18 protein-coding genes, 1 tRNA gene and 1 pseudogene are annotated in these 23,270 nt (G+C 42.8%); 5 read left to right on the top strand and 15 right to left on the bottom strand.

Annotation, left to right across the window (positions count from 1 at the left end; all coding sequences use genetic code 11):
- Window positions 1–66 precede the first annotated feature (66 nt).
- Window positions 67–624, bottom strand: a complete 558-nt coding sequence (locus C0033_RS06850) for a DUF3795 domain-containing protein (RefSeq protein WP_103227135.1) — start codon at window positions 622–624, stop codon at window positions 67–69.
- 242 nt (window positions 625–866) lie between these two features.
- On the opposite strand from C0033_RS06850, the gene C0033_RS06855 reads away from it, so the two are divergent.
- Window positions 867–1,373, top strand: a complete 507-nt coding sequence (locus tag C0033_RS06855) for a flavin reductase (RefSeq protein WP_103227136.1) — start codon at window positions 867–869, stop codon at window positions 1,371–1,373.
- Between the two features lie 117 nt (window positions 1,374–1,490).
- Here C0033_RS06855 and C0033_RS06860 read toward each other — a convergent pair whose 3' ends face one another.
- The 3 genes from C0033_RS06860 to C0033_RS06870 form a co-directional block, all read right to left on the bottom strand.
- A complete protein-coding gene (locus tag C0033_RS06860; protein WP_103227137.1) occupies window positions 1,491–2,687 on the bottom strand; it encodes an amidohydrolase family protein in 1,197 nt (398 codons plus the stop codon).
- Between the two features lie 59 nt (window positions 2,688–2,746).
- A complete protein-coding gene (locus tag C0033_RS06865; RefSeq protein WP_103227138.1) occupies window positions 2,747–3,997 on the bottom strand; it encodes an MFS transporter in 1,251 nt (416 codons plus the stop codon).
- 169 nt (window positions 3,998–4,166) lie between these two features.
- On the bottom strand, window positions 4,167–4,856 hold the full coding sequence (locus C0033_RS06870) for a TetR/AcrR family transcriptional regulator (protein WP_103227139.1): 690 nt from the start codon (window positions 4,854–4,856) through the stop codon (window positions 4,167–4,169).
- A gap of 499 nt (window positions 4,857–5,355) precedes the next feature.
- Between C0033_RS06870 and C0033_RS06875 the strand changes: the two genes are divergently transcribed.
- Both C0033_RS06875 and C0033_RS06880 read left to right on the top strand, forming a co-directional pair.
- Window positions 5,356–5,427 (top strand) — tRNA-Glu (locus C0033_RS06875).
- Between the two features lie 193 nt (window positions 5,428–5,620).
- Window positions 5,621–6,586 (top strand): helix-turn-helix transcriptional regulator, encoded by a 966-nt coding sequence (locus tag C0033_RS06880; protein WP_103227140.1) that lies wholly within the window; start codon window positions 5,621–5,623, stop codon window positions 6,584–6,586.
- A 93-nt stretch (window positions 6,587–6,679) separates the two neighbouring features.
- On the opposite strand, the gene C0033_RS06885 is transcribed toward C0033_RS06880, so the two are convergent.
- Window positions 6,680–7,696, bottom strand: coding sequence for a transglutaminase domain-containing protein (locus C0033_RS06885; RefSeq protein ID WP_103227141.1), 1,017 nt, complete (start codon window positions 7,694–7,696; stop codon window positions 6,680–6,682).
- Window positions 7,697–7,840: 144 nt separating this feature from the next.
- On the opposite strand from C0033_RS06885, the gene C0033_RS06890 reads away from it, so the two are divergent.
- Window positions 7,841–8,548: a TetR/AcrR family transcriptional regulator gene (locus C0033_RS06890; protein ID WP_347501049.1), complete on the top strand. Its 708-nt coding sequence runs from the start codon at window positions 7,841–7,843 to the stop codon at window positions 8,546–8,548.
- Between the two features lie 29 nt (window positions 8,549–8,577).
- Window positions 8,578–9,393, top strand: coding sequence for a class I SAM-dependent methyltransferase (locus tag C0033_RS06895; protein ID WP_103227280.1), 816 nt, complete (start codon window positions 8,578–8,580; stop codon window positions 9,391–9,393).
- A 54-nt stretch (window positions 9,394–9,447) separates the two neighbouring features.
- On the opposite strand, the pseudogene C0033_RS06900 reads toward C0033_RS06895, so the two are convergent.
- The 10 genes and pseudogenes from C0033_RS06900 to mgtE all read right to left on the bottom strand — a co-directional run bounded on the left by C0033_RS06900 (window position 9,448) and on the right by mgtE (window position 23,201).
- Window positions 9,448–9,827, bottom strand: a pseudogene (locus C0033_RS06900) (cupin domain-containing protein).
- A gap of 183 nt (window positions 9,828–10,010) precedes the next feature.
- Complete coding sequence (locus C0033_RS06905; RefSeq protein WP_103227143.1) at window positions 10,011–10,496, bottom strand: hypothetical protein; 486 nt, start codon at window positions 10,494–10,496, stop codon at window positions 10,011–10,013.
- Between the two features lie 53 nt (window positions 10,497–10,549).
- Window positions 10,550–10,972, bottom strand: a complete 423-nt coding sequence (locus tag C0033_RS06910; RefSeq protein WP_103227144.1) for a GNAT family N-acetyltransferase — start codon at window positions 10,970–10,972, stop codon at window positions 10,550–10,552.
- Window positions 10,973–11,114: 142 nt separating this feature from the next.
- Window positions 11,115–12,779: an alpha,alpha-phosphotrehalase gene (gene treC, locus C0033_RS06915; RefSeq protein ID WP_103227145.1), complete on the bottom strand. Its 1,665-nt coding sequence runs from the start codon at window positions 12,777–12,779 to the stop codon at window positions 11,115–11,117.
- Between the two features lie 36 nt (window positions 12,780–12,815).
- Window positions 12,816–14,057, bottom strand: a complete 1,242-nt coding sequence (locus C0033_RS06920) for an extracellular solute-binding protein (protein ID WP_103227146.1) — start codon at window positions 14,055–14,057, stop codon at window positions 12,816–12,818.
- Window positions 14,058–14,103: 46 nt separating this feature from the next.
- The gene (locus tag C0033_RS06925) at window positions 14,104–14,907 is read right to left on the bottom strand and encodes a carbohydrate ABC transporter permease (protein ID WP_103227281.1); all 804 of its coding nucleotides are present in this window, start codon (window positions 14,905–14,907) and stop codon (window positions 14,104–14,106) included.
- 4 nt (window positions 14,908–14,911) lie between these two features.
- A complete protein-coding gene (locus tag C0033_RS06930; RefSeq protein ID WP_103227147.1) occupies window positions 14,912–15,772 on the bottom strand; it encodes a sugar ABC transporter permease in 861 nt (286 codons plus the stop codon).
- A 401-nt stretch (window positions 15,773–16,173) separates the two neighbouring features.
- The gene (treR, locus tag C0033_RS06935; RefSeq protein ID WP_103227148.1) at window positions 16,174–16,890 is read right to left on the bottom strand and encodes a trehalose operon repressor; all 717 of its coding nucleotides are present in this window, start codon (window positions 16,888–16,890) and stop codon (window positions 16,174–16,176) included.
- Window positions 16,891–17,064: 174 nt separating this feature from the next.
- Window positions 17,065–21,648, bottom strand: a complete 4,584-nt coding sequence (locus C0033_RS06940) for an AAA domain-containing protein (RefSeq protein ID WP_103227149.1) — start codon at window positions 21,646–21,648, stop codon at window positions 17,065–17,067.
- A gap of 221 nt (window positions 21,649–21,869) precedes the next feature.
- A complete protein-coding gene (mgtE, locus tag C0033_RS06945; RefSeq protein WP_103227150.1) occupies window positions 21,870–23,201 on the bottom strand; it encodes a magnesium transporter in 1,332 nt (443 codons plus the stop codon).
- Between the last annotated feature and the right edge of the window lie 69 nt (window positions 23,202–23,270).

The following is a 23,270-nucleotide window of genomic DNA, read 5'->3' on the forward strand; positions in this document are numbered from 1 at the left end:
CTTTATTCTAAACGATATTTGCAATGATAGCAATCACTTGAGTGAATCCATTGATTAAATTATTAATTATACTTTTTTCTTCTTTTTGCGGATTTTTATCTCAATTTTTCTTTCTTCAGCCATGCATTGAACAGCATTCACCGCCCTCAAAGCTTTTTCCTTTATTGTGAGCCCGGATGATTCCTTATCTCCCGGAATCTGTTCCATCACGGTCCGAAGATCCTGGATTTCCAGCAGATTCACCGCAGCGCAGAAAAATCCTTTGCGGCGGCCGTCATTATAATCGGACAGCAACAGCTTTAGAATCTCCATCTTTTCCCGCTGCTCCGCCTGATACGCAGCGGCGCCTATTTCCTGAAATCTTATGAAATCCTTCTTCCGGTTGCGATGCGTGATGAAAGAATCATATTCATCAATTCCTTCATATTTTTCGCATGGAAACTGCCCGCATTGTACGCAGTACTGAATGCCTTCCCGGCTCAGGCTGCACCTTGCAATTGCGCATGACTGATTCCCCTCTCCCCCTCCGCAGCCGGGACAATAATGGTTCAGGTTCATCGGACACAGCCCGCAGTTTAAACCGCACAGGGAAAACAACAGATCGTCCCTCTGGAAATTTTTCATTTAACGCTTCCTCCGCTCCCATATACTTTATTGCATAAGACAGTTCACTTACCGTTGTTACAAATAGATAGGTTACAAATAGATAAAATCGTCTGCAGCCAACTGGTTGATGTTTCCATCAACTTCAGCTATAATTATAGCACTGTTTATCATTACAGCAAATATGCACTTTTTTTGTATTCCGTATCTGAAAAGATACGGTCCACTGCTCTGGAATCAAGTTAAAGAAAGGAGTTTTTCAAATGAATTTTAAAGAAATCAAACCGGAAGAACTTAATTTTAACCCGTTTACAAAGATCGGCTCCGACTGGATGCTGATTACCGCCGGAAATGAAGACGGTTACAACACCATGACCGCCAGCTGGGGCGGAACCGGCGTTTTCTGGGGCAAAAACGTTGTCACCGCTTACATACGCCCCCAGCGCTATACAAAAGAATTTGTAGACGCAAACGATGTATTCACGCTTTCATTCTTTCCGCCGGAATATAAACAGGCGCTGAACCTCTGCGGAACCGTCTCAGGCCGTGACTGCGATAAAGCCGCCCAGGCCGGATTAACACCATATTATGTAGATGGCACTACCTCTTTTACACAGGCGGATATGATCTTTGTATGCAAAAAGATTTATAAAGATGAAATGCCGGCAGAGAACTTCATTGCCAAAGAAAATGATGAAAAATGGTATCCTAATAAAGATTACCACACCATGTATATTGCTGAAATTCTGAATGTTTATTTAAAAGACTGACCTCACCTTTTACATGAAAGGGTGAAGGCATTTTAGAAAATGCCTTCACCCTTCATGTAAAATCTAATTTTTCTTTCCGGCGTACCTTCCGCCAACTAAATAAAGCTTTCTGAATCCCTATCGAATTAATATACCGTCTTTGATTACATGCACCGGCTTCTGATACATCGCAGTGATATCCTCCACCGGATTGCCGTCCACGACGATGAAATCCGCAAACTTGCCGGCCGCAACCGTACCGATCTTATTATCAACACCCATCAGCATGGCGCTGTTGATGGTGGCCTGCTTCAGCAGATCTTCATTGGAACATCCAATGCGTGCTTTTCTCGTCTGCCACTCGATATAAGGCATCGCTTCCATCGTCTTAATATCCATATCCGTTCCCCAGCCCAGAAGTATATCGTGGTTTTCATAAGCATTCCTGATACACGCATCGCGTTCTGCGCTGACACGGGCAAATTTTTCATAGGATGGGCCGGATTCTTCAGTAAGTCCCAATGCCTCCGGACAACTGCAGGCAATGGTTGGAACCAATCCCACATCCTTCCGTCCATCTATCTTTTTACAGGTCTCCTCTGTAATAAAGCTGGCGTGTTCAATGGTGCGGACACCCAGTTCAACCATCACGTCACACGCTTCCGCTCCATGGCAGTGGCAGGCACAATAACTGTCTTTACTCCTTGCGATTGTAACCGCCTCAGTAATCTCATCTTCCAGCATAATACGCTTTCCCGGAAGGCTGTCGTCCACCAGCATGGAGCCGGTACCGTACAGTTTCAGGAAATCGGAACCGTGATAAAACTGATTTCTCGCTTCTTTCCTGACATCGGCTGCAGTGCTGTAAAATGCGCACATGAACGCGGAAGTATCAAAACCTGCCGTATACGGCACAATCGTAACGCCTGAACAGTAAATGCGCGGGCCTGTCACAACGCCTTCATTAACGGCATTTCTGGTTGCAATCGCTGAAAAATTCCATTCATCCCCCACATCCCGGACCGTAGTATATCCATTATCCAGAAACCACTGTGCAAAACTATAGGAATCAAATGCCCACTGCGCCGGAACCGTATCCCGGTCTCCCAAGTTAAAGCCGCCGGAACGCTTGCCCATAAATAGATGAACATGGGCGTCGATCAGCCCCGGCATCAAAGTGGCGCCGTGAATATCCAGAATTTCCTGTCCCTCACATTCAGCCGTGCCGCACGGAACAACCGCCTCGATCTTCTTTCCGTTTACAATCACGTCCGCCATCTCCGGAGCGCCCTCTTCCGTCAAAAATGGAATCAACCTGCAATTTTTAATAATCATGATGTTTCCTTCCTTTCATAAAATATTATTGATGTATGCTTTTTACATGGATCATCTTGTTAGGAAGCAGCCCGTCCACTTTCCATCCGTTTTAATTCTTTTTTAAGCCAGAGCGCGCCCAGGATAAAAAGGAATAATCCGACAACGGCCACGCTGAACACATAGTAATATGCATTGTCCCCTTTCGTATCCATCCAATGTCCGATTAAAGACGGAAGGAACCAATCGGAGAAATAGCCGAAAAACAGGGTTAGGCCGCTGATAACGCCCAGCAGATTCAGCGGAACGTTCAATTCGGCAATCGGCATCATGGACAGGTTATTGCCCATCCGATAGGTACAGTTAAGAATCAAAGCGACTGCGACAGCCAAAACCGTAAATCCCGCTCCTCTTGGAAGAAACATGAAAACAATGACCAGTATCAATGTGGGAAGTGCAGTTGCCACAATCATTTTCGTCGTGTTGTTGATCCGGTCACGGATGATGCCGCCCACCGGAGTCACCACGATTTTTATGCCGTACCGCAGTAAAATGCCAAAGATCGCCGCCATGGACGCAGACATCGCATACTGGCTGGCCATGTAAGGATTGATATAGTTAAATGCTGTCGAAGTAATATAAACGCCGAAACACATCAGGGACGTAATCCATGTAACAGGCATTTTCAAACCGATCAGATAATTTTTCATCCGCACCGGCTCTCCGTGATCCTCTACGTAAAGCTCCGAAAATTTCTTATAATCATATGTAACGATAAAACCAATGGTGCTGATTGTATAAAGAATGCCAAATGTTATCAGCAGCGTGCGCATACCTGATGCGGTAGAAAGACTGTCGCCTAAAAGGGCTACGAGTCCAACCATAAATCCCAGAGAAACGATTCCGTCAATACACTGGATCACGCCGCTGATCGTTCCCTGTTCACTTGCTTCGCCCAGCATACGGCGCAGTTTGCTGGAGGAAGACCAGAAAAAGAGGCCAAGCGTTATGGAAAGCACGAAAAAGCATGCTAAAAGAACCGGATAAGGCGGAATGATCGCCATAATAAATATCACCGCCGTTGAGCTTATGGTGGAAATCATCATAAGAAGCTTTGAGTTGACTTTATCGGCAATGATTCCGCTGACAAGATAAGCGGGGATCGCAAGGCTGGCATAGGCCGCCGTCAGATTGCCGATCTGAGTATTGGTCAGTTGAAACACCGTTTGAAACGGAGCATAAAACATAACCGGAAAGAAAATAACATTACCTACGTTGCAGGCCAAGCCATAAAACAGCAAGGCCCAAAATCTGTTGCCTAGTTTCTTCATATCATGCCTCCATCATTAAGCGTATTTAGTATTATAAATTAATCATGCTTAATTTTAAGATACGAAAAAAAGCCGGCTTTGTCAAGCAAAATATTCCATCTTCCGATGATTTTATCTATTTTGCGGCAAACCGGCTGTTAATCTAATCGGACTGTCATCCGTTTGTATTCTAATCGTTCTTTTCTATCTTATCAGAAAAATTCGCATGAAGAAATTCTTTCCCGCTCTGGATCGCCTGATAAATCTGCGGGTCACTCATTCCGAAATTATAAAAAAGATTGGAGATTATGATATCCATAACTTCCTCTCTGGAGATATAGCGACGGCGGTAATAACGCTGCAGAATCAGATCCCTCGTCTCCCCCCGGTTGGCGATCTGAAACAGTTCACTGTCCCGTTCGCTAACTTCCAACCGGTACTCTTTGCAGAATCCCTCTACCAGATTCCCCCATATCTCTCCGTTTCCCCAATACTGGCCGGATGTATTTTCGCATAAACTATAGTAAAATCTGGCGTATTCGGGCACTTCGTCAATAAAAATCCATTGAAGATAGACGGTTATATAGAGTTGGGAGGCACAGCTCAAGTGTTTGATGTCCACCTGGCTTATCTTCAGGGCCAGCTCGTCCATAAGCTGCGTATAGACCATGGACGCCAGCTTTTCCTTGCTGGAAAAGTAATAGGGAATCAGTCCGGAGGTTACCTGGGCTCGCTTGGCGATTTCCCGGAACGTCACTTTCGTATATTCCTTTTCCATAAAACATTCCCGGGCTGCCGCCAGGATTGCCTGGGCCGACGCACAATTCAAATCAGAATTCTTTTTTGCGGAATCCGCTTCCGCACATTTTTTAAATCTCATTATCAATGCCCTCTCCTTCTGGTTTATTTGGGATCAGACTGCGTACAATCAACGCAATTCTATAATTTCTGCAAAGGAATGTCAAGAATTAATGGTAATGCGGTTCCGTGTATGATCCCGTATCTCAGAGGAAAACGGGCTGGGATACGGCTTTGTCGGCCACATCTGGAAAAATGCCTGACTTATTTTGAAAACATGTTTATTATTTAATTATATTATTAAGCACGATTAATAAAAACGCAAGCATTTTTTAATTGTAGATAATTCATAGATCATCTGCGCTGAAACAGATCGGCGGTCTGGAGCATTGCTTTCACTCTTATGGTAATTTCCATTATGTTAAAAAAAGACAGGGGCCGGATCTATAGTATAAGAGATTCCTAAAAATTCCATCTCATATAATAATTGAAGTATAGCAGAAAAAATATGATAAAAATATATTTTTAAGTATTGATTTTTTGTTTTAAATATGATAATATATTCGAGTTCGCTTCTTAAAGGCCTATTGGTCAAGCGGTTAAGACGCCGCCCTCTCACGGCGGAAACCCGGGTTCGATTCCCGGATAGGTCAGATTGCTGTTGCAGTTATTGCAGCAGCATTTTTTCTTTTTGCATAAAGGATATTTACATAAAGGGTGAAGGCATTTTCGGAAATGCCTTCACCCTTTATGTAAAAAATGAAATAACAGCAAGTAAAATCAAGCGCCGCGCCCCTTCTTTCTCTATAATGAATACAGAGAATCTGAAACGAGGTTGATAAACAAATGTACGAATGGCAGAAACAGATTCAGACTATCGTCGACGAAATTGACAACTGCATCAAAAACTATAACGACGAAGCCTTAACCCTTCGCCATCTTTCCCACCGCTTAGGCTATTCCGAATTTCACACAACGAGAAAATTCAAGGAAATATCCGGCATGCCGTTCCGGGATTATCTGCGTCACAGAAAATTAGCTTTTGCGCTGAAAGAGGTAAGGGATAGTGAAAAAAGCTTTTTAAATATTGCCTTTGATTATGGCTTTTCATCTCATGAAGCTTTTACCAGGGCCTTCAAGAAAACATATGGCGTAACCCCAAGTGTATATCGGAAACATCCCAGTCCTGTGGTTCTTCGTACAAAAATCAACCCTTTCGACCGCTACTTTTTAGGATTTGGAGAAATTGGCATGATAAAATCTGAAGATGCTATTAAAATTTATTTTGTAACCATTCCCGCGCACAAATTCCTGCATATAAAAAACTATGAAAGCAATGGATATTGGGATTTTTGGCAGAAACAGAACCGCATTCCAGGACAGGACATTGAAACAGTCTGCGGCTTACTGGATAGTATTAAAGGCAAATTGGATGACCACGGCGGCAGCGAATCCAACAGCGGCAGCGGTCAGATTATGGCCTATATTAATGATCCGGCAGGCCGGCTCTGCGATTGGGGTTTTCCCAGAACAGAATGTTATGGTGTACGCCTGCCCTATGATTATAAGGGCGAAGTGCCTCCGCAAATGCTTTTAGCCGATATTCCGGAAGCCGAATATCTCGTTTTTGAACATGGGCCTTTCAATTATGAACAGGAAAACCGCAGTATAGAAGAAAACGTTGAAAGAGCGATGTCATCATTTGATTTTACTGGCACGGGTTATTGCTATGACACGACTCCCGGCAGAATCATTTACTTTTACCATGACCCGGAACGGCTTTGGAAGTATATCAGACCGGTACGAAAATGAATTAAAATGAATCAAACTGCTTTTTTACATGAAGGGTGAAGGCATTTTCGAAAATGCCTTCACCCTTCATGTAAAAAACGGAATATTCTGTCCCTATAACGTCTCCCCTTCATTAGCCTCTTCCACAATCAATTCTTCCACCGCCTCCTGCTCGATAAATGACGTTTGTAGAACCGCCTGAGGCCAGTTTAAACTGACTTTCGCATGTTTTTCCTTCTGTCTGGCTGTTTCCTCTAAAATCGTCAGAAGTTCCGCAAGCACCTCCCGCGTCAGATAACCGCCGCGCCAGTGAAAGACCAGCGTTTTTCCTTTCCGCATCGCTTGCAGCGCCCGCTTTGATACATCCTCCTTCTTTGTAAACGACATCTTTTTCTCTTTATAATAAAACCTCGTTCCGTCGGCACAAGCCGGGATTTTATATATCACAGGTTCATGGTCGCGGAAGATTTGCTTATCTTCCAGATTAAAATAATCATATCTTAACATCTCCCCATGGCCGAGGCTATTGTCAAACGTAACATCCAGATGATAATATGTTCCGCCAATCCTAACCACATTCCACGCATGGCGGTATTTAATCTTTTTATCCGGATTAGCGTCTGAAACCGCTATGATGCACCAGATCCCCAATGCATCGCAAAGCGCCTTGACCGATTTTGCAATTCCCTCACAAACCCCGACTCCCTGTCCCAAAGGTCCGATGATTTCATGGGAATACGGCTTTTTCAATTTATCATACCGGACATTGGTGCAGATAAAGTCGTGAATGTACTGTTCCTTCTCCCATTCCGACATGGCCTGGGCCGGACGAATCAGCTTTGTTATTCTGGCTTTCATGGCTTTTTGATGCTCTTTTATCTTATTCTTTTCAAACAAATATTCCGGTATCATCTCGAGATTGTCCGATCCCTGATAATAACGGTATTGAAAACTGACTGCGTAAAATATATCGGGGCAGTCAAGCCTGAGTTTAAAAAATACATCGGCTAAATCTCTCCCGTCTAAAAGCGGAACCGTAAATGTACGTTCCAATGCGGAAAGTCCGGTTTTCATGGCTGTATAGGCACCCTGCTGCCGTTTATTCATGTGATTGTAATAATATAATTCCATTGATTTCTCCGTAATTTTTAATATTTTACAGCCGATCAAATGTTCCGGGCTGTTTTGCGCTGTTATTCATTATAGCAGAAGTTTGTATAGGAATCATTATATTTTATTCCGGTATGAAAGCAGGATACGCATTAACGGCCTGTCATGGAAAATGGAATGACTTATGAAATGACTGCAAATGCAATAATCTCTCTTGACATATCTTTCCGTTTGTGCAACAATTGTTATGCAACATATGTAATTTATCAAAAGGAGTACTCTAACATGCCGCCTAAAGCAAAAATAACGAAAGAAATGATTATGAATACGGTTTTGGAGATCACGAGAGCGACAGGATTTGAGACGGTAAACGCAAGAAGTATTGCAGGTAACCTGCAGTGTTCTACCCGTCCGATCTTTACCTGTTATAAAAGCATGGAAGAATTAAGCAGTGAATTTCTTGCGTTTGCATATGAATATTACAAGCAGTTTGTGATTCGTTACGGACGTTCTGCAGATGTCAGCCCATATTTAATTCTTCCCCTCTCATACATTGAATTTGCCCAAGAAGAAACGAATTTATTTAAGTTATTGTTTATAACGGACATGGATTTACAAATGACAAGACCAGAGGATTTTTATAATGAGATTGACAATGAAAAAAGGGCAGCAGAATTTTCAGAAACCGTTGGAATCGGGTTGGAACGCGCAAAGACAATCTTTTTGGATCTGTTCCTCTATACCCACGGTATTGCAGTCTTAACAGCCACAAAGAAATTATCATTGGATAGAGACAGCGCTGAAAAAATGGTCTCTAACATACTGTCGTCTTTTATAAGGCAGGAAAAACCGGATTGGAATTTATCCGTTTGATAATTATAAATGAAAATAGAGGTGACAATATGAAAACAAACCAATACTTAATCAATTTTTACACTCATTATGACGAAGACAGCCGCCTTGCCTTAAAACATGGCTCGGTGGAATTTCTTACTACAATGCGTTATATTAAAAAATATATAAAAGCCGGTGACCGCGTGCTTGAAATCGGCGCCGGAACCGGACGGTATTCTCACGCGCTGGCACGTCAGGGCTATACCGTTGATGCGGTAGAGTTAGTGGAACACAATATAGAAATTTTCCGTCAAAATACACAGGCCGGTGAAAAGGTAACCATTACCTGTAAAAACGCTCTGGACTTATCCTCTATCCCGGACAATCAATACGATATTACGCTGTTATTAGGTCCTTTGTATCATCTTTACCGTTCAGAAGATAAACGAAAGGCTCTAAGCGAGGCGATTCGGGTGACAAAACGGGGAGGCGTGATTTTTGCCGCTTATGTCATATCTGACGGCTGTCTCATCGACGAAGGGTTCAAACGCGGTAATATCAGTGTTGCTGAGTATATAGAAAAGGGATTGATTGACTCCCGGACATTTGCCGCCAAATCCGAACCGAAGGACTTATTTGAACTTGTACGAAAAGAAGACATTGACGATTTGATGTCCGCTTTTTCCGTAACCCGGCTGCATTATGTTGCGGCGGATGGATGCGCCTTATTCATGCGCGAAGAGGTGGACAGGATGGATGACAATACGTTTGAACTGTATTTGAAATACCATTTTGCCACTTGTGAGCGCCGGGATTTATTGGGATTTACGAGCCATGCCCTTGACATATTCAAAAAACAGACTTCGGTGAACACAGAAAATTAGAGTATAGGGAAAAGCCGCCGCTAAGATCATCAACGGCGGCTTTTCTGCACACGGTCATTTTCTTAATTTGTTATAATCCTCGTCGCTGACCGCTTCCAGCCATTCGTTCGAAGCTCCTTCTGCCGGTACTTCCACCGCAAGATGGGCAAACCAGCTGTCCGGCGCCGCGCCGTGCCAATGTTTTACTTCCGGAGGAATATTCACTACATCGCCGGGGTTCAGTTCCTGTGCCGGTTTTCCCCACTCCTGATAGTATCCGCGTCCTGCCGTCACTAAGATAATCTGACCCCCTCGTTGCCGATTCCAACTCTCTCCGTAGTCAGCATGTTGAGATAACTCTGACCTACAAAATATTTTGCAAACGCATCATTTTTTTCACCGATTTCGAACACTGCTCCTGATCCTAATTCACGTTTAATCTGCTTTATATCCATAAATGATCACTCCTTACTGCTTATACGGCTTTTCAATGTCATATTTATTTTAGCAAAGCCTTTCCGTAGTTAGAAGTTCTATTCTGTTGTTACTGTATGAACTTTTACTTCATGCTAAATTCTGATTTTCACAGCTTGTCTTTTCTCGCCTGCATTCTCAAATCTTCTTCCTGCAGTCCGCATTTATAATTCCTCAACGATATTTGCAGAAAAGCCGGAAATATCTTCATTGGGATAGCCGGTTAATGTTTGAAAATAGGCCTTATCCCTTTTCAACTTGCTCCGCAGCTGTCCCTGCCATGAACCTTGGGAATTCTCTTTTGAAATGCAGACCGCAAACCCGCAGAAGATATCCAGAAGTTCCACTTTCATATCGTCGTCTAAGCTCTGCAGAGCATAAAACAGAATGTCATAGGCAGGCAGGGCCGCGGAGGAAACAAACGCATGCTGATGACACAAACCGCACCATAAATCATGGGTGGCCTGCATGGCGGTTTCTTTATCTTCTGAGAATAAATCCAATAAGGATTGAGATACTTTGGGTGTATAATTATGCTTATCTCCTGAATTCGTATAATGAGGAATATCCTGATCCGCATTGCCATACGCTGTTTCATACTCTGACCAATCAATAGAATCGATAATCACACTTATATCATCAATGTTCAAACCATCCCTCCTCTTCCGGAATCGGATTCCAGTGCAGCATAACCCAACTGCCGTCAAGCCGCCTGATAAACCATTCTGAATTCCTTCTCCCCGGTTCCCTTCTCTGTCAGGATTTCCGCGATCTGAAATCCCAGACCTTTGTAAAAGGCCACTGCGCCCGTATTCTTTTCATATACATGTAATGACAGCCGCTTCTTCTTTTTGACATGTTCAATCAGCCGGCGGCCGATTCCATTGCCCCGGTGCTCCGCTGCCACAAATATCCCGGCGATATATTCCGCATCCATGCCGATGAATCCTAAAATCTCATTCTCAGCTTCATATACATAAACCTCCGCATTGGGAAGCACGGATCTGACGGACTCTAAATTGGACTTCCAATATTCCTCATCTATAAACGAATGGGCCTGCAGATTCCCCTGCAGCCATATCTCCATAATCCTGTCTAAATCCCGAAATTCAAATAAACGAATCATTCTTTCCCCTCCTTGTCCCTCCATTATACAGGGTTATGGTAGGAACCGCAAGGCTTTTTTAGAACGTTTGTTCTGTTTTTATATCAAAAAAAATAATCCAACTATCTCCCCTAAAGAAGATAATTGGATTATAAATATCACCTTATTCTCTATTCCCATTTCCTTTATAGAAAACCAGCGCTTCATACGGCTTTAACTTCAGCACATCTTCCGGTTCCCGCTTCTCATAGTTGCTGAGAATGCATTCGTAACCGTCATCCAGACATCCGGCCGAAAACTGAGTTTCCTTTCCGTAGAAATTACAGATCACCGCCAGTTTTTCGCCCTGATAGGTTCTTTCATAAGCAAAAACCGTATCATGTTCCGGAACCAAAGGAACGAAGTCTCCGTAAGCGATCACATCCAGATTCTTTCTCATCTGAATCAGTTTCTGATAATAGTAGAAAATCGAGGTATCATCCGCTGTGGACCGGGCCGCGTTGATCTCATGGTAGTTCCGGTTTACACCGATCCACGGGGTTCCTGTGGTGAAGCCCGCATTGGCGCTGTCGTCCCACTGCATCGGAGTGCGGCTGTTGTCCCTGGAGTGCACGCCTAAAATGGCGTATGCATTTTGCTCGCTGATCCCCCTGTCCTGGAGAATCCGGAAATGGTTCAGGCTTTCCACATCCCTGTATTCATCGATGCTGGTAAAACCTGCATTGGTCATGCCCAGCTCTTCCCCCTGATAGATGTAAGGAGTTCCCCGAAGACAATGTATGACGGTGGCCAGCATTTTGGCGGATTCCTTTCTCAAAGCGCCTTCGTCTCCAAATCTGGAAACCACTCTCGGCTGGTCGTGGTTGCACCAGAAAACGGCGTTCCAGGCATGGTGTTCCTGCATCTTCATCTGCCAGTCAAACAGAAGACCTTTTAATTTCATGAAATCATAGGGAACCAGCACCCATTTTTCAATTCCCATATAATCCACTTTCATATGGTGGAAGTTAAATACCATGGAAAGCTCGTTTGTGTCCTCTCCCGCATACCGGAAGCAGTGTTCCATGGAAGTGCTGTTCATCTCGCCAACCGTGATAATGTCCGCATCTCTTCCAAAAGTAGCTTCATTCAGTTCCTGAATATATTCATGGACTTTGGGGCCGTCCGTGTAATATTTTCTTCCGTCGCCTGATTCGTCGTCTAAGTATTCCCCTTTGCTGATTAAGTTAATCACATCAAAGCGCAGACCCTTAACGCCTTTATCCAGCCAGTAATTTACCACGTTCTGCACTTCTTTGCGGACATTTGGATTTTCCCAATTGAGATCCGGCTGGCTGACGTCAAAGAGATGAAGATAGTACCGGTCCATCTGCTCCACGTATTCCCATGCGCTGCCGCCAAATTTACTGGTCCAGTTGGTCGGGGCGCTGCCGTCGGCCTTTCCCTTTCGGAAGATGAAATAATCCTGATAATGGGGATCGCCCTGCAGCGCTTTCTGAAACCACTCATGCTCTGAGGAAACATGGTTAAATACCATATCCATCATGATGCCGATTTTCCGTTTTGACGCCTGTTTGCACAGAGCATCGAAATCGTCCATGGTTCCATACCGTTCATCGATCTTGTAATAGTCGGAAACATCATATCCATTGTCCTTCTGCGGAGAGCGGACAAATGGGGTGAGCCATATGTAATCCACGCCCAGCTTCTCCAGGTAATCCAATTTTGAGATCACGCCTTTCAAATCCCCCAGCCCGTCTCCGTCGCTGTCACAAAATGATTTCGGATAGATTTGATAAACAACACTCTTTTTTAGTTCTTTTTTCATTTCCAGCCCTACTTCCGTTCTGTCTCTTAATCCTGATTATTTTGCTTCACTTTTGGCTTTTGCTTCTGCGATCTGCGCCGCATATTTATCCAATGTGGTCTTTACATCTTTTCCTTCAATGGCAATTTCCTTTGCGGCATCGTTGATGGCCTGCTGCGCTTCTGACCAGTATGATACGTTTGGAAGAGGCTGTGCGGCCGCAAGGGCTTCCAATGTGGCTTCAAAATATGGTTTCTGCCATTCTTCCGCCTCGCCGTATGCATCGTTACGGAAAGATGCCCATCCATTTTCACGCATTAATGTTTCCTGAACGTCTTTGCTCTCTAAGTACTGGATGAATTTCACTGCCAGATCCTTATTGGGAGAACCGGCCGGAATTCCTAACATCTCGCCGCCTAAAGTCTTAACAAGTCCTTTCGGTCCTTCAAAACCTGCATATGCCTTGATTTCCTTTTTGCCGCCGTCTTTTACGATGATATTGGCTCCGAACGGCCAGTTTGGCGCATAATAAACTTCGTCTTTTGCTAAAAAGCCGTTGGTGCTGCTGAAGCTGGCTTTTATGGTATTTTCGGAAAGTTCAGGCCACAATTTCTGCAGATAGGTAAATGCTTCGATAGAGCCTTCATCGTTGAGCACCAGCGGATCGCCGCCTGCGGAACGGATGAACTCAGCCAATTCAATGACGTCGCCGCTCATCTTGATCTTTAAAGCTACGCGGCCGATTCCTTCTTTTTCTTTTAATACCTTTGCGGTCTCATATAACTCATCCCAGTTTGTAGGGGCGGTAAGGCCGTATTCATTGAATTTATTCTCATTGTAATAGTTGATCTCCGCATTCGGACGGTACGGCATAAAATAAGTTTTTCCATCAAACTGTCCTGCCTTTGCCAGGCTGCCGATGCTTTCTGCCGGAATCAGGCTCTCATATTCCGTAAGGTCTTCCACCAGGCCATTGTATACAAGACTTGACAGGTTGTTGGAATCCTGGGCGATCAGGTCGATCTCCACTTTGCCTGACCCTTTCATGGCCTGTAATTTCTTCACTACATCTCCCGCTTCCACCTGAACGGCTTCCACTTTGACGTTGTTGGCCTTTTCAAATTCCGGAATTACGGATTTGCGCATAACCGCCCACTCTTCCTCGCTGAGCGCCATGGTTACACGAAGGGTTGACGGATCGTTCTTTGCCTTTCCTCCGCCGCATCCGGTAAGAAGACCTGATACCAGCATTGCTGCTGCAATTCCTGCTGCCGCTAATTTCATTGATGATTTTCTCATTGTTTTACCTCTCCTTAATATAAATTCTTTATAATTATTCATTTCACTAGCCTTTTACAGCTCCCGACAGATAATCGGATTTCAAATATCTCTGTAAAATAAATGTGATTATAATAACCGGAATTGCTAAAATCGTGGCGTATGCCGCCTGCTGGAAGAATCCGCCTCTCTGTACGTAATAGTACACGCCTAACGGCAGCGTCTTGGTTGTCAGCGACAGATACAGCGCATATGTAAATTCATTCCAGGAATTCAGCCATACGTACAAGCCGGATACGGCGATTCCCTGTACGGCCACCGGAAAGATCACGTAAAGCAGAGTTCTCATCTTGCTGGCTCCGTCGATCTGCGCCGCCTCTTCCAAATCCTTAGGTATCGCCGAAAATGTGGAAACCAGAATCCATGCCATAAACGGCAGCTGTCCGATCAGATGGGCCATAATCAGCCCCACATTGCTGTCTAAAAGATCCCATTTTAAAAACCGGATGGATATCGGAAGAGCGATTCCCACGGTCGGGAACATCTTCGTAAAGAACAGGGTCATGATGTAGGTGTATTTCACCTTTTTATCCATTCTGGAAATGGAATAGGCAGCCGGCGCCACCAGAAGAACCGAGATCACCATAGTGGAGGTGGCAACGATTAAGCTCTTAAAAAACGGCCCCCATATATTTCCTGACGACAGCACGTCTTTCCAATGATCCAGCGTAAAGGTATGCGGAAGCAAAGTCGGATGCTGCGTCAATATCTCCTCCGAAGTTCCGAACGAAACTTTTACTATAATGTACAGGGGAATCACCATAAAAAGGCAAATCAGGAAGACGATAACCAAAAAGCCGATTTTTTTCATTGTTTTATTCTGAGACACTGAATCCTTCCCCCTTATCTATAAACTTGATATACAAAAATGCGAATATCAGGATGATTGCCAGCAGGATCGTGGAAGCCGCTCCTGAGGCGTTAATATTGTTCATGGAATACTCTTCATATGCATAAGTGGCTACAAACGGTATGGACTGCCCCACCAAAACCTGAGGGAGTTCGAAAATTCGGAATGCGTCCACCGCCCGGAACAAAAGGGCCATGGTCACCGTCGGTTTTAATAACGGAAGCGTAATCTTCTTAAACGCATACCAGGCCGTAGCCCCGTCAATGCTTCCCGCTTCATACAAATCGCCGGAAATGGATTCCAGACCGGAAAGCAGCAGCAAAATCATGGTCGGAAGCACCTTCCAGGTATCCGCCAGTATCACCACCAGCAAACCTCTCATGCCTCCGCTGGTCCAATCGATCGGCGTGTGGATCAGTCCCACCCGGAACAGCACCTCGTTCAAATACCCTGACGAACCGAAAATGTATAAGGCGATAACACCGGATACCAGCGTCGGTATTCCCATGGGCATCAGCACCAGCGCCCTCACAATTCCCTTTCCTTTAAATGCTGTCTTTAACACCATCGCAATCCCCAGCCCCAGAACCAGCTGGAAGCACAGGCTTACAAGTGCGGTGAATATGGTGTTGGTAATGGACTTGATAAAATTAGGTCTGCCAAACAGGTATTTATAATTATCTAAGGTAAATGCCCCTGTCCCACTGTCCTGAAATCCCATGGCTATGGATTGAAAAATCGGAGCTATGGTAAATCCCAGAATGTACAAACTCATGGGAAGTACTAATATAAGCTCAAACCAGTACTTCTTTAAAAAAACCTTCATCGCGTTTCCCCCTTCTCACTATTACATACATCTGTGTGTTTGTTTAAATCTTATATGTAAACTTATCTTGTTTAAAGATTATCATATACGTATATGTTTGTCAATCCTTTTTTAATTTTTATTTTTTGCCGGACCAAGTGCGTTACTATTCACAGCTATGGTAATCTCTGTCGTGAAGCGCTTATGCCCGAAACCGGAACTGGAAAGTTCCTGCATACTGCTAAATCCGACGCGGACGGCAGAGATCACCTGGACTGTGAATAGTAACTTTAATGCAAAAAAAGACAGCAGAACCTCTCTTCTCTGCTGCCTCTTCTACTCTAATTAAAGCTGTCTTGGCAAAATTAATCTAAAAAATCCGTTCAATCAGCATAACGAATCTATCAGCACTTACCTGCAGCCTACTCCACCTTACGCTTTGCAAAATCTACGAATTTAAATTTGTCCGGCCGGTGTCTGGATTCCGTATATTGAAATAAGGTGGAATCCTCCAAATACGTATAACTTTTCACCACCACAACCATATCGTAGCTCTTCAGATCCAGCATCTGCTGGTCTTCCTCCGTCACCGGATGGACGGTGATCTCCTTCATGGCAAACCCGATCTTCAGCCCCATCTCCTGTTCCAGATATTCATAAATCGAGTTCTGCGCAGCCCTGAGTGGAAGGTTGGGGACTGTTTTTCTGGAAAAATAGTCTTTATCTATGATGATCCGTTCCCCGTCAATTTTCCTGATTCTTACAAGGGAAAATGCCTCTTCCTCCGGTTTCAGCTGAAGGCAGTCCATGAGTTTGGAATCTCCCTTCACAATCTCTAAATTCTCCACCAGGGTCTCCACTACGGAAGAAGAATTTTTATAAATTTCCTTAAAGCTGGCGATCTCCGACACGGGAAAATTAAATTTATTCTTATCCAGGACAATGGCTGCCTTTCCTCTTGCTTTCTGGATATACCCATCCTGTACAAGTAAATTCAGGGATTTCCTCACCGTGTCCCTGGAAGCATCATAGAGTTCCATAAGCTCTCCTTCTGAAGGCAGCTTATCTCCGGGCTTATACTCTTTTTTTTCTATCTTTTCCAATAAGATATTGTATAGTTTCCTGTATTTGCTTTCCATCTCATGCTCCTTATACTTGTAATCTATTCTAACATATACTGTTTCTATTATAACATATACGTACAAGAAGTCAACTATTCAAAACATATCTTATATAGAATCTACATCAAATCAGCTACTCACTGATCCTATTGTTTGTCTCATTTCTTCGTGCTCTCTTTTCAATCATTTTAATTACAATAGTCTTCCAACCTCGCAGTCCCTGATTAAACCATCCATTATGGTTTTTTTTGACGTCTCATCCTTTAAAAACAAAAGTTTTAAAAATTCATTTGTCCTCTTCCACAAAAATTTATTACAATGACAGCATTCGTTACGAATTTTATTTCCCTGCCAAAGACGACTGTCAAATTCATCCCACCATAACTTATCATACTTAGAATTTTCAAGTTTCTTCATGTAATCCGACAAAATCATTTTATTCCGTTCCTCATGAAGGATGTGATGAAATGCTCCGATCATCATATTCTTTTTCTGTGCATTTTTAACAAAAATACTTTTATTTCCAGGTCCGCATATTTTATCATCGGGGAATTGTTTCTTTACTCCCTCATAAAAGCACTCCTTTACCTGCATCTCAAGTGCTTTGCAGAACAGGATTGAACAGCAAGAAGTATCTATGTCACCAATATCAAATTGTCCTATTAATTTCTTAAACATGGAATATAATTTAATTCCCCATTCGATATATTCCCGCACCTGTGAATTCAATGCATAAAAAGCTTCTAAAGTAAATCCATAGCCCTTCAGCTGTTCTTCCGTAATCTTTGTTAACAGGAGATCGCTGCTCTTTAATTCATTTAAAAAGATATCCGGATGAATGGAATAGCATTTTTGCCCCTCTTCATCATCTTCTACTTCTATAGCAACTGACTCCGAAGTAGGCAGTTGCTTATAAAAGTTACGCACCCTACTACACTTTACTTCCTCGCTATCCCCATTTCCTCTATTGATAACGCTACTCAATTCCCTCAAAGCATAGATATCGATAATGCGTTTCATCTGGCTAATAAATAGGGACTCTTTCCAAGCCCGTTCATCCCCAATCACGTACAAACGGTATTTTGCTCGGGTAACTGCAACATTAACAATATTAGAATTCACCCATTTTACAGCTCCTTTTGCTTCTTTTCCTGCATCACATCCTAATAAAAAGATCACCTCATTGGCTTCTTTTCCTTGAAAAGTATGCACCGTCCCAATACTCCGGTACATCCACTCTTTTACATTATTTTGTTTTTGAAAAAGAACAGAATTTTTGTTTTGACGAATATGGTCTTCAATGCATTTCACCATCCCCGCTTTCACCGTGGTAAATGGCGTAATAATAAACAGGCTAGGATTATCTGATTTTGAAAATGCCAGTTCCAAAATTTCTAATGTCCTTTTTCCTTGAGCTTCCACATAATGATTTTTATTCCCTGCCTCACTCCCGATCACATTGATCCATCTTGAACCAGGATAACAAAACAGCTCTTCATTCTTTTGGGATGGCTCCTTTGTCTGCTGCTTCATGGTATTGTTATAGGAAATACTATTTGAAATCTCATACATCGGAGAAATACATCTTCGATGCACTACTAGTGGACAACCTACCCACTCTTTCTCCATATTTTCATTTTCCATATAAGTTCCATACGGATTTATTATATCTGCCAATAACTGTACAGAGACTCTTTTCGATTTATAGGGTTTGTAGCATTGGTTTTTATAAACTTTTTTTAACAACTGAATATCATCTGTCACAACCGGTTCTATCTGTTTTGGATCCCCTACAATAACGGATTTTCTGCAGCGGTATAATGCTCCAACAGCCATTTGAGGCGGGGCTTGGCCCGCTTCATCCACAATCAGAGTTCCTATGACATTAGGCTCTTTAATATCTCGTAGGAACATTCCAACTGAGGCAAAGGTGGTTGATACAACTGGCACCAGTAAAAACAGAGACTGAAGTAACGGTCCCAAACAAGCCTCACGGTCCTTCGGATGAAAACAGACCTTCGCATTATCATCTTTGGTTTCTTGCCATAGCAATGCCAAATTTCGATAGTTTCTAAAACAGCTTTTGGAAGAAAGAATAAATGCTTTGTTCAATTGAAGAGCATAATAAAACATTTTCTCTCTCTCTCGGTTATAAGAATTAGTAAACCACAAATTCAATACTTGAGCATGTGCGTTTTCCTTCTCATCGCAACTCAAAAGCTGCTCCATAAAATGCTCATCCAATGCAGTAAAAAGGCTGACATCATCCGCTTTTTCCAGTCTCTCTGCGAGCTCTGTTCTATATTTTTGGGTTGCTTCCGTCAACTCACTTTCACATTGCCTAATTTTCAGGTTGCATTTTTCTATGTCATTTGGAGCAGACGCTATATTCTCATCCAGAGATTTTTGCTTCTTTTCCAGATCTTTCAATCTCTGTCTCTGCATTTCTATTTCCTGATTTAATTTTTCATATTCTAGCTTCTGTTGTTGATACTCGGATTCTTTTTCTTCCTTCTGTCTTTCGATGTTTCTAACTTCTTCATCTAATTTATCAGCTAAATTAATCTTGGCCTTTGCATTTTTCGTATGAAGGATTTTATTAACGATGGAGATATTTTTTCTAACAGCTATGGACTCTTTTCTCTTTTTTGTATAGAGAAGTACTATTTCATTCCATTGTTTTTTCACGAATTCCCATCTCTCACCAACCTTTACTAATTCATCCTCTTTGCATGACAGTTTTCTTTCCTCCTCCTTTAACAAAACTTTCAAATCGGCTCTCATTTGATCAGAATCTTCTAATAAGCAGATTTTTTCTTCTATTTTCTGATTTTCCTCTTGAATATCTATCCTTTTTTGTATGCAATATTCTCTGAATTTCTTTTCATCTTGGCAGTTCCTTACGAGCTCTTTCTGCATCCATTCTACTTTTTCTTTCTGCTTCAGAAATTTTTTTCTTATCTTCTGATATTCCTCCAACCTATACTCAATCTTCTCCGTTTTATAAAAGTCGGCATCCAGATGGCACAGTACTGTTTGATAAAATCGATGTATATTAGACTTTTTTCCTAACGCTACTGAAATCAACCCCCAAGCCTTATCATCCCCCAGCAATTCCTTCGCATACTCGGTGAAATAGAGGTCTTTGTATACTCCACTTCTTTCCTCATCTTTGCAGTAAAGCATCTCATAACATTCACTTTCTTCCGACGTAAAAAGCCGCTTTACCTCACTTAGTTGCTCTTTGAACATCTGACTGTCCCCTTCAGCAGGATTCAACGCTTCAGTAATTCCTGTCTCTACGGGCAATTCCTTGGTTATATTCTCCACAGCTGAGTTATTACAAGAAGTAACGAGAATACTGTAATCATTAATTTTTTCATTTCTAAGTCTATAATACTTAGAGTACCAGTTCGAGTATCCGTTATTACGCTTTTCCCCGTACTTAAAGCAGCACTCTTTAAATGCATCATCCGGTTTTTGATATTTTGCCAAAAGCTCTGCTTTCATGATGATGTTATGCACAATAATTTCCTTTAAAAGTGTTGTCTTTCCCGTTCCAGGAGGGCCGTTCACTGAAAATATAGGAATAATTTCTTCACTCTCCCTAACCGCCAGATTCACAGCCATCTGCTGCATCAGTGAGGGCATAAACCGAGAAGGCCATTTACCAATAGGGGCATTTCTCACATCTAAAACATCGGCAATTTTTTCCTGTAGAGCATTCCGGTTTTTATTCCCGTCTGGCGTCCACCCCAAATCAAACCGCTCCGTTCGCGAAAGGTTCCACGCTTCTGGATAATACTCGTTATAAGCTCCCACAATATAGGCAATCAACGACTCTTGCATGGGATTCTTATCACCAAATTCCCCTGACTTAATTTTGGTTAGCACCATCTTTAAATCATCTGCAAAAAATGTTTTCCCTAGTCCGGAATAATCATCATCTCTATATTTTTCTCTAGTTTCCTCATCTTTATAGATCTGATAAACCAAAATACAGGAGAATTCCCCTGAAGTCTCCTGATCCTGTACTTTTCCGACATCGTCTTTTTTATCTTGTAAAATTCTTTTAACATATTTATCCACTATCTTATTGTATAAATGATAGATCTGGTCCGTATTCACAGGGCTAAATGATCCTTCCTCTCCCTGATACTTGCATGAATCGCAGAGCGAATGCCCCTTCCCTATCTCGATTTCCCGTTTTAAATAATCATCAAACTCTTCCAGATCTTTCTTATAGTCATCCTCAGATAAACAGTTTAATAACGATTCATCTGCCAGTTTTTCTATACGATTCAACGCCCAAATAATCGTCGACAAAGAAAAAGAGCCTTCCACATAACTTCCAAATGCACTTAACTGTAAACCAAACCATGCAATTTCATCGTGGTTGCTCTCTGGGCGATTGTCTTCTTCATGCAGTGCCTGGGCAATCTTTTGAATGCATAATTCTCGTTTGCTCTTACCAGCATAAACCGTAATGTTCCCCCAACAAGCCATTCCATGCCGCTCTGTCTCCTGCCTTACTGTATCCAATAAATCGCTGCTTCTCTCAAGCGGAGTTATCATCTTTAAAATCTTAACATTACTGGCGTTATTTGAGGATAACTCATTAGTATGAGAATCCATTTTTACTGCTTCTTTATTTTTCCGCTTTTCCTCATAGGTTAATGTAGGCAATGCATCCTGGCTTAGAAATTCTAATGTATGCCAGTAATCCAATATGGATACAGCTATCTTTTGTTTTTTCGAAATACTTGTTTCTTTCATCTGGAAATCCTCTTATCATCTTTAATATCAATATCCTTGCAGCTATAACAGACTTATTTAATCCATTTAGTATATCAAACGGCCCATAATATATCAATAAATGCAAAATACTTTAAGCATAAATAATTTTAACTTAGAAGACATTTAAAAATGACCTGCTAACAAAAATTGCCTGCCCGCAAAGAAATACATCCTTCACAGGCAGGCAGATAAACTTCTATTTACAGATAAGGCATAGCTACAGTCGCCAATCCCAAAAAGAAGAAAAACCCTAACACATCCGTAAATGTGGTAACAAACACTCCGCTGGCTAACGCCGGATCGATTTTAAGTTTTTCCAACAAGATCGGAATCGCATAACCGGCAACGGAAGCGCAAAGCATATTGAGCATCATCGCCACAGCGGCCACCAGTCCGAACAGCGGATTAAATTCATAAAACATCGCGATCCCGGCTACAAATACTCCGATCACAATCCCGGTGGCCAGGCCAACTAAAACCTCTTTTATCAGGATACGGACCGCATTTTCCCGGTCCACCTCCCCTAAGGACAAGCCGCGGACAATGATTGTAAGGGTCTGGGTTCCGGCATTACCGCCCATTCCGGATATAATCGTCATCACCGCGCTCAGAGCCACAATCTTCGATATGGTATCCGAAAACAAGTCGATGACCGCGCTTGCAAGAAGTGCGGTAGCCAGATTGACAATCAGCCATGGCAGCCTGGACCGGATGGAATCCGAAACGGAACCGTCTACCTTTTCTTCTTTATTAATTCCGGCCATCCGGTGAATATCCTCTGTGGTCTCCTCTATCATGATTTCTAGAATATCATCGACTGTGATTACGCCGATCATACGGTTTTCATCGTCGATAACCGGCATCAGCATAAATCCGTATTTTTCAAATGTTCTGGATACCTCTTCCTGGTCTTCATTATAATGGACGCTGATAACATTGGGATTCATGATATCTTTGATCAGCGTTGTCAACTCATTGCTGACGATATCCCGCAGCGTTACCACTCCCCGCAGGTGATATTCCCTGTCGATTACATATAAGTAATACGTGGTTTCCGCATCCGTTTCACTGCGGATATATTTCAGCGCGCTTTCAATGGTCTTATCTTCGTAAATAGCCAGAAACTCGGTGGTCATAATACCGCCGGCCGTTTCGCTGTCATAGGTCAGCAGCTTTTCAACGTCTTTTCTCGTCTCTCCGTCCAGCAGGCCGATCACATAGCTTTTCCTGTCGCCAGCCAGCTCGTCGATCAAATCCGCAACATCATCGCTGGCCATGGAATTTAAGATCTCGCTTTTTTCCCCGTTTGTAAACTGCTGCAGAATCTTGATCTGCTCTTCTTCATCCGCCTCTTCTATAATTTCAGCAACAAATGACTTCGGCAGCCCATTTAACAGATCATGGATATCCCCGCGCCCGATAACCGCCTCTAAAACATCGGCCGGATGAACATGATTGACGAAATCATTGATGGCTTCCTTGTCCGCACTCTGTAAAAGTTCAATAATCTCTTCCGCTTTTTTCTCCCTCATGTTCTCCCCTTCCTTCATGCGAACCCGTTTTTAGTGAATCACTTATTCCTTTAAGCAAAAATACTGCAT

The organism is Clostridium sp. chh4-2 (assembly GCF_002899675.1).
Classification (GTDB): domain Bacteria; phylum Bacillota; class Clostridia; order Lachnospirales; family Lachnospiraceae; genus CHH4-2.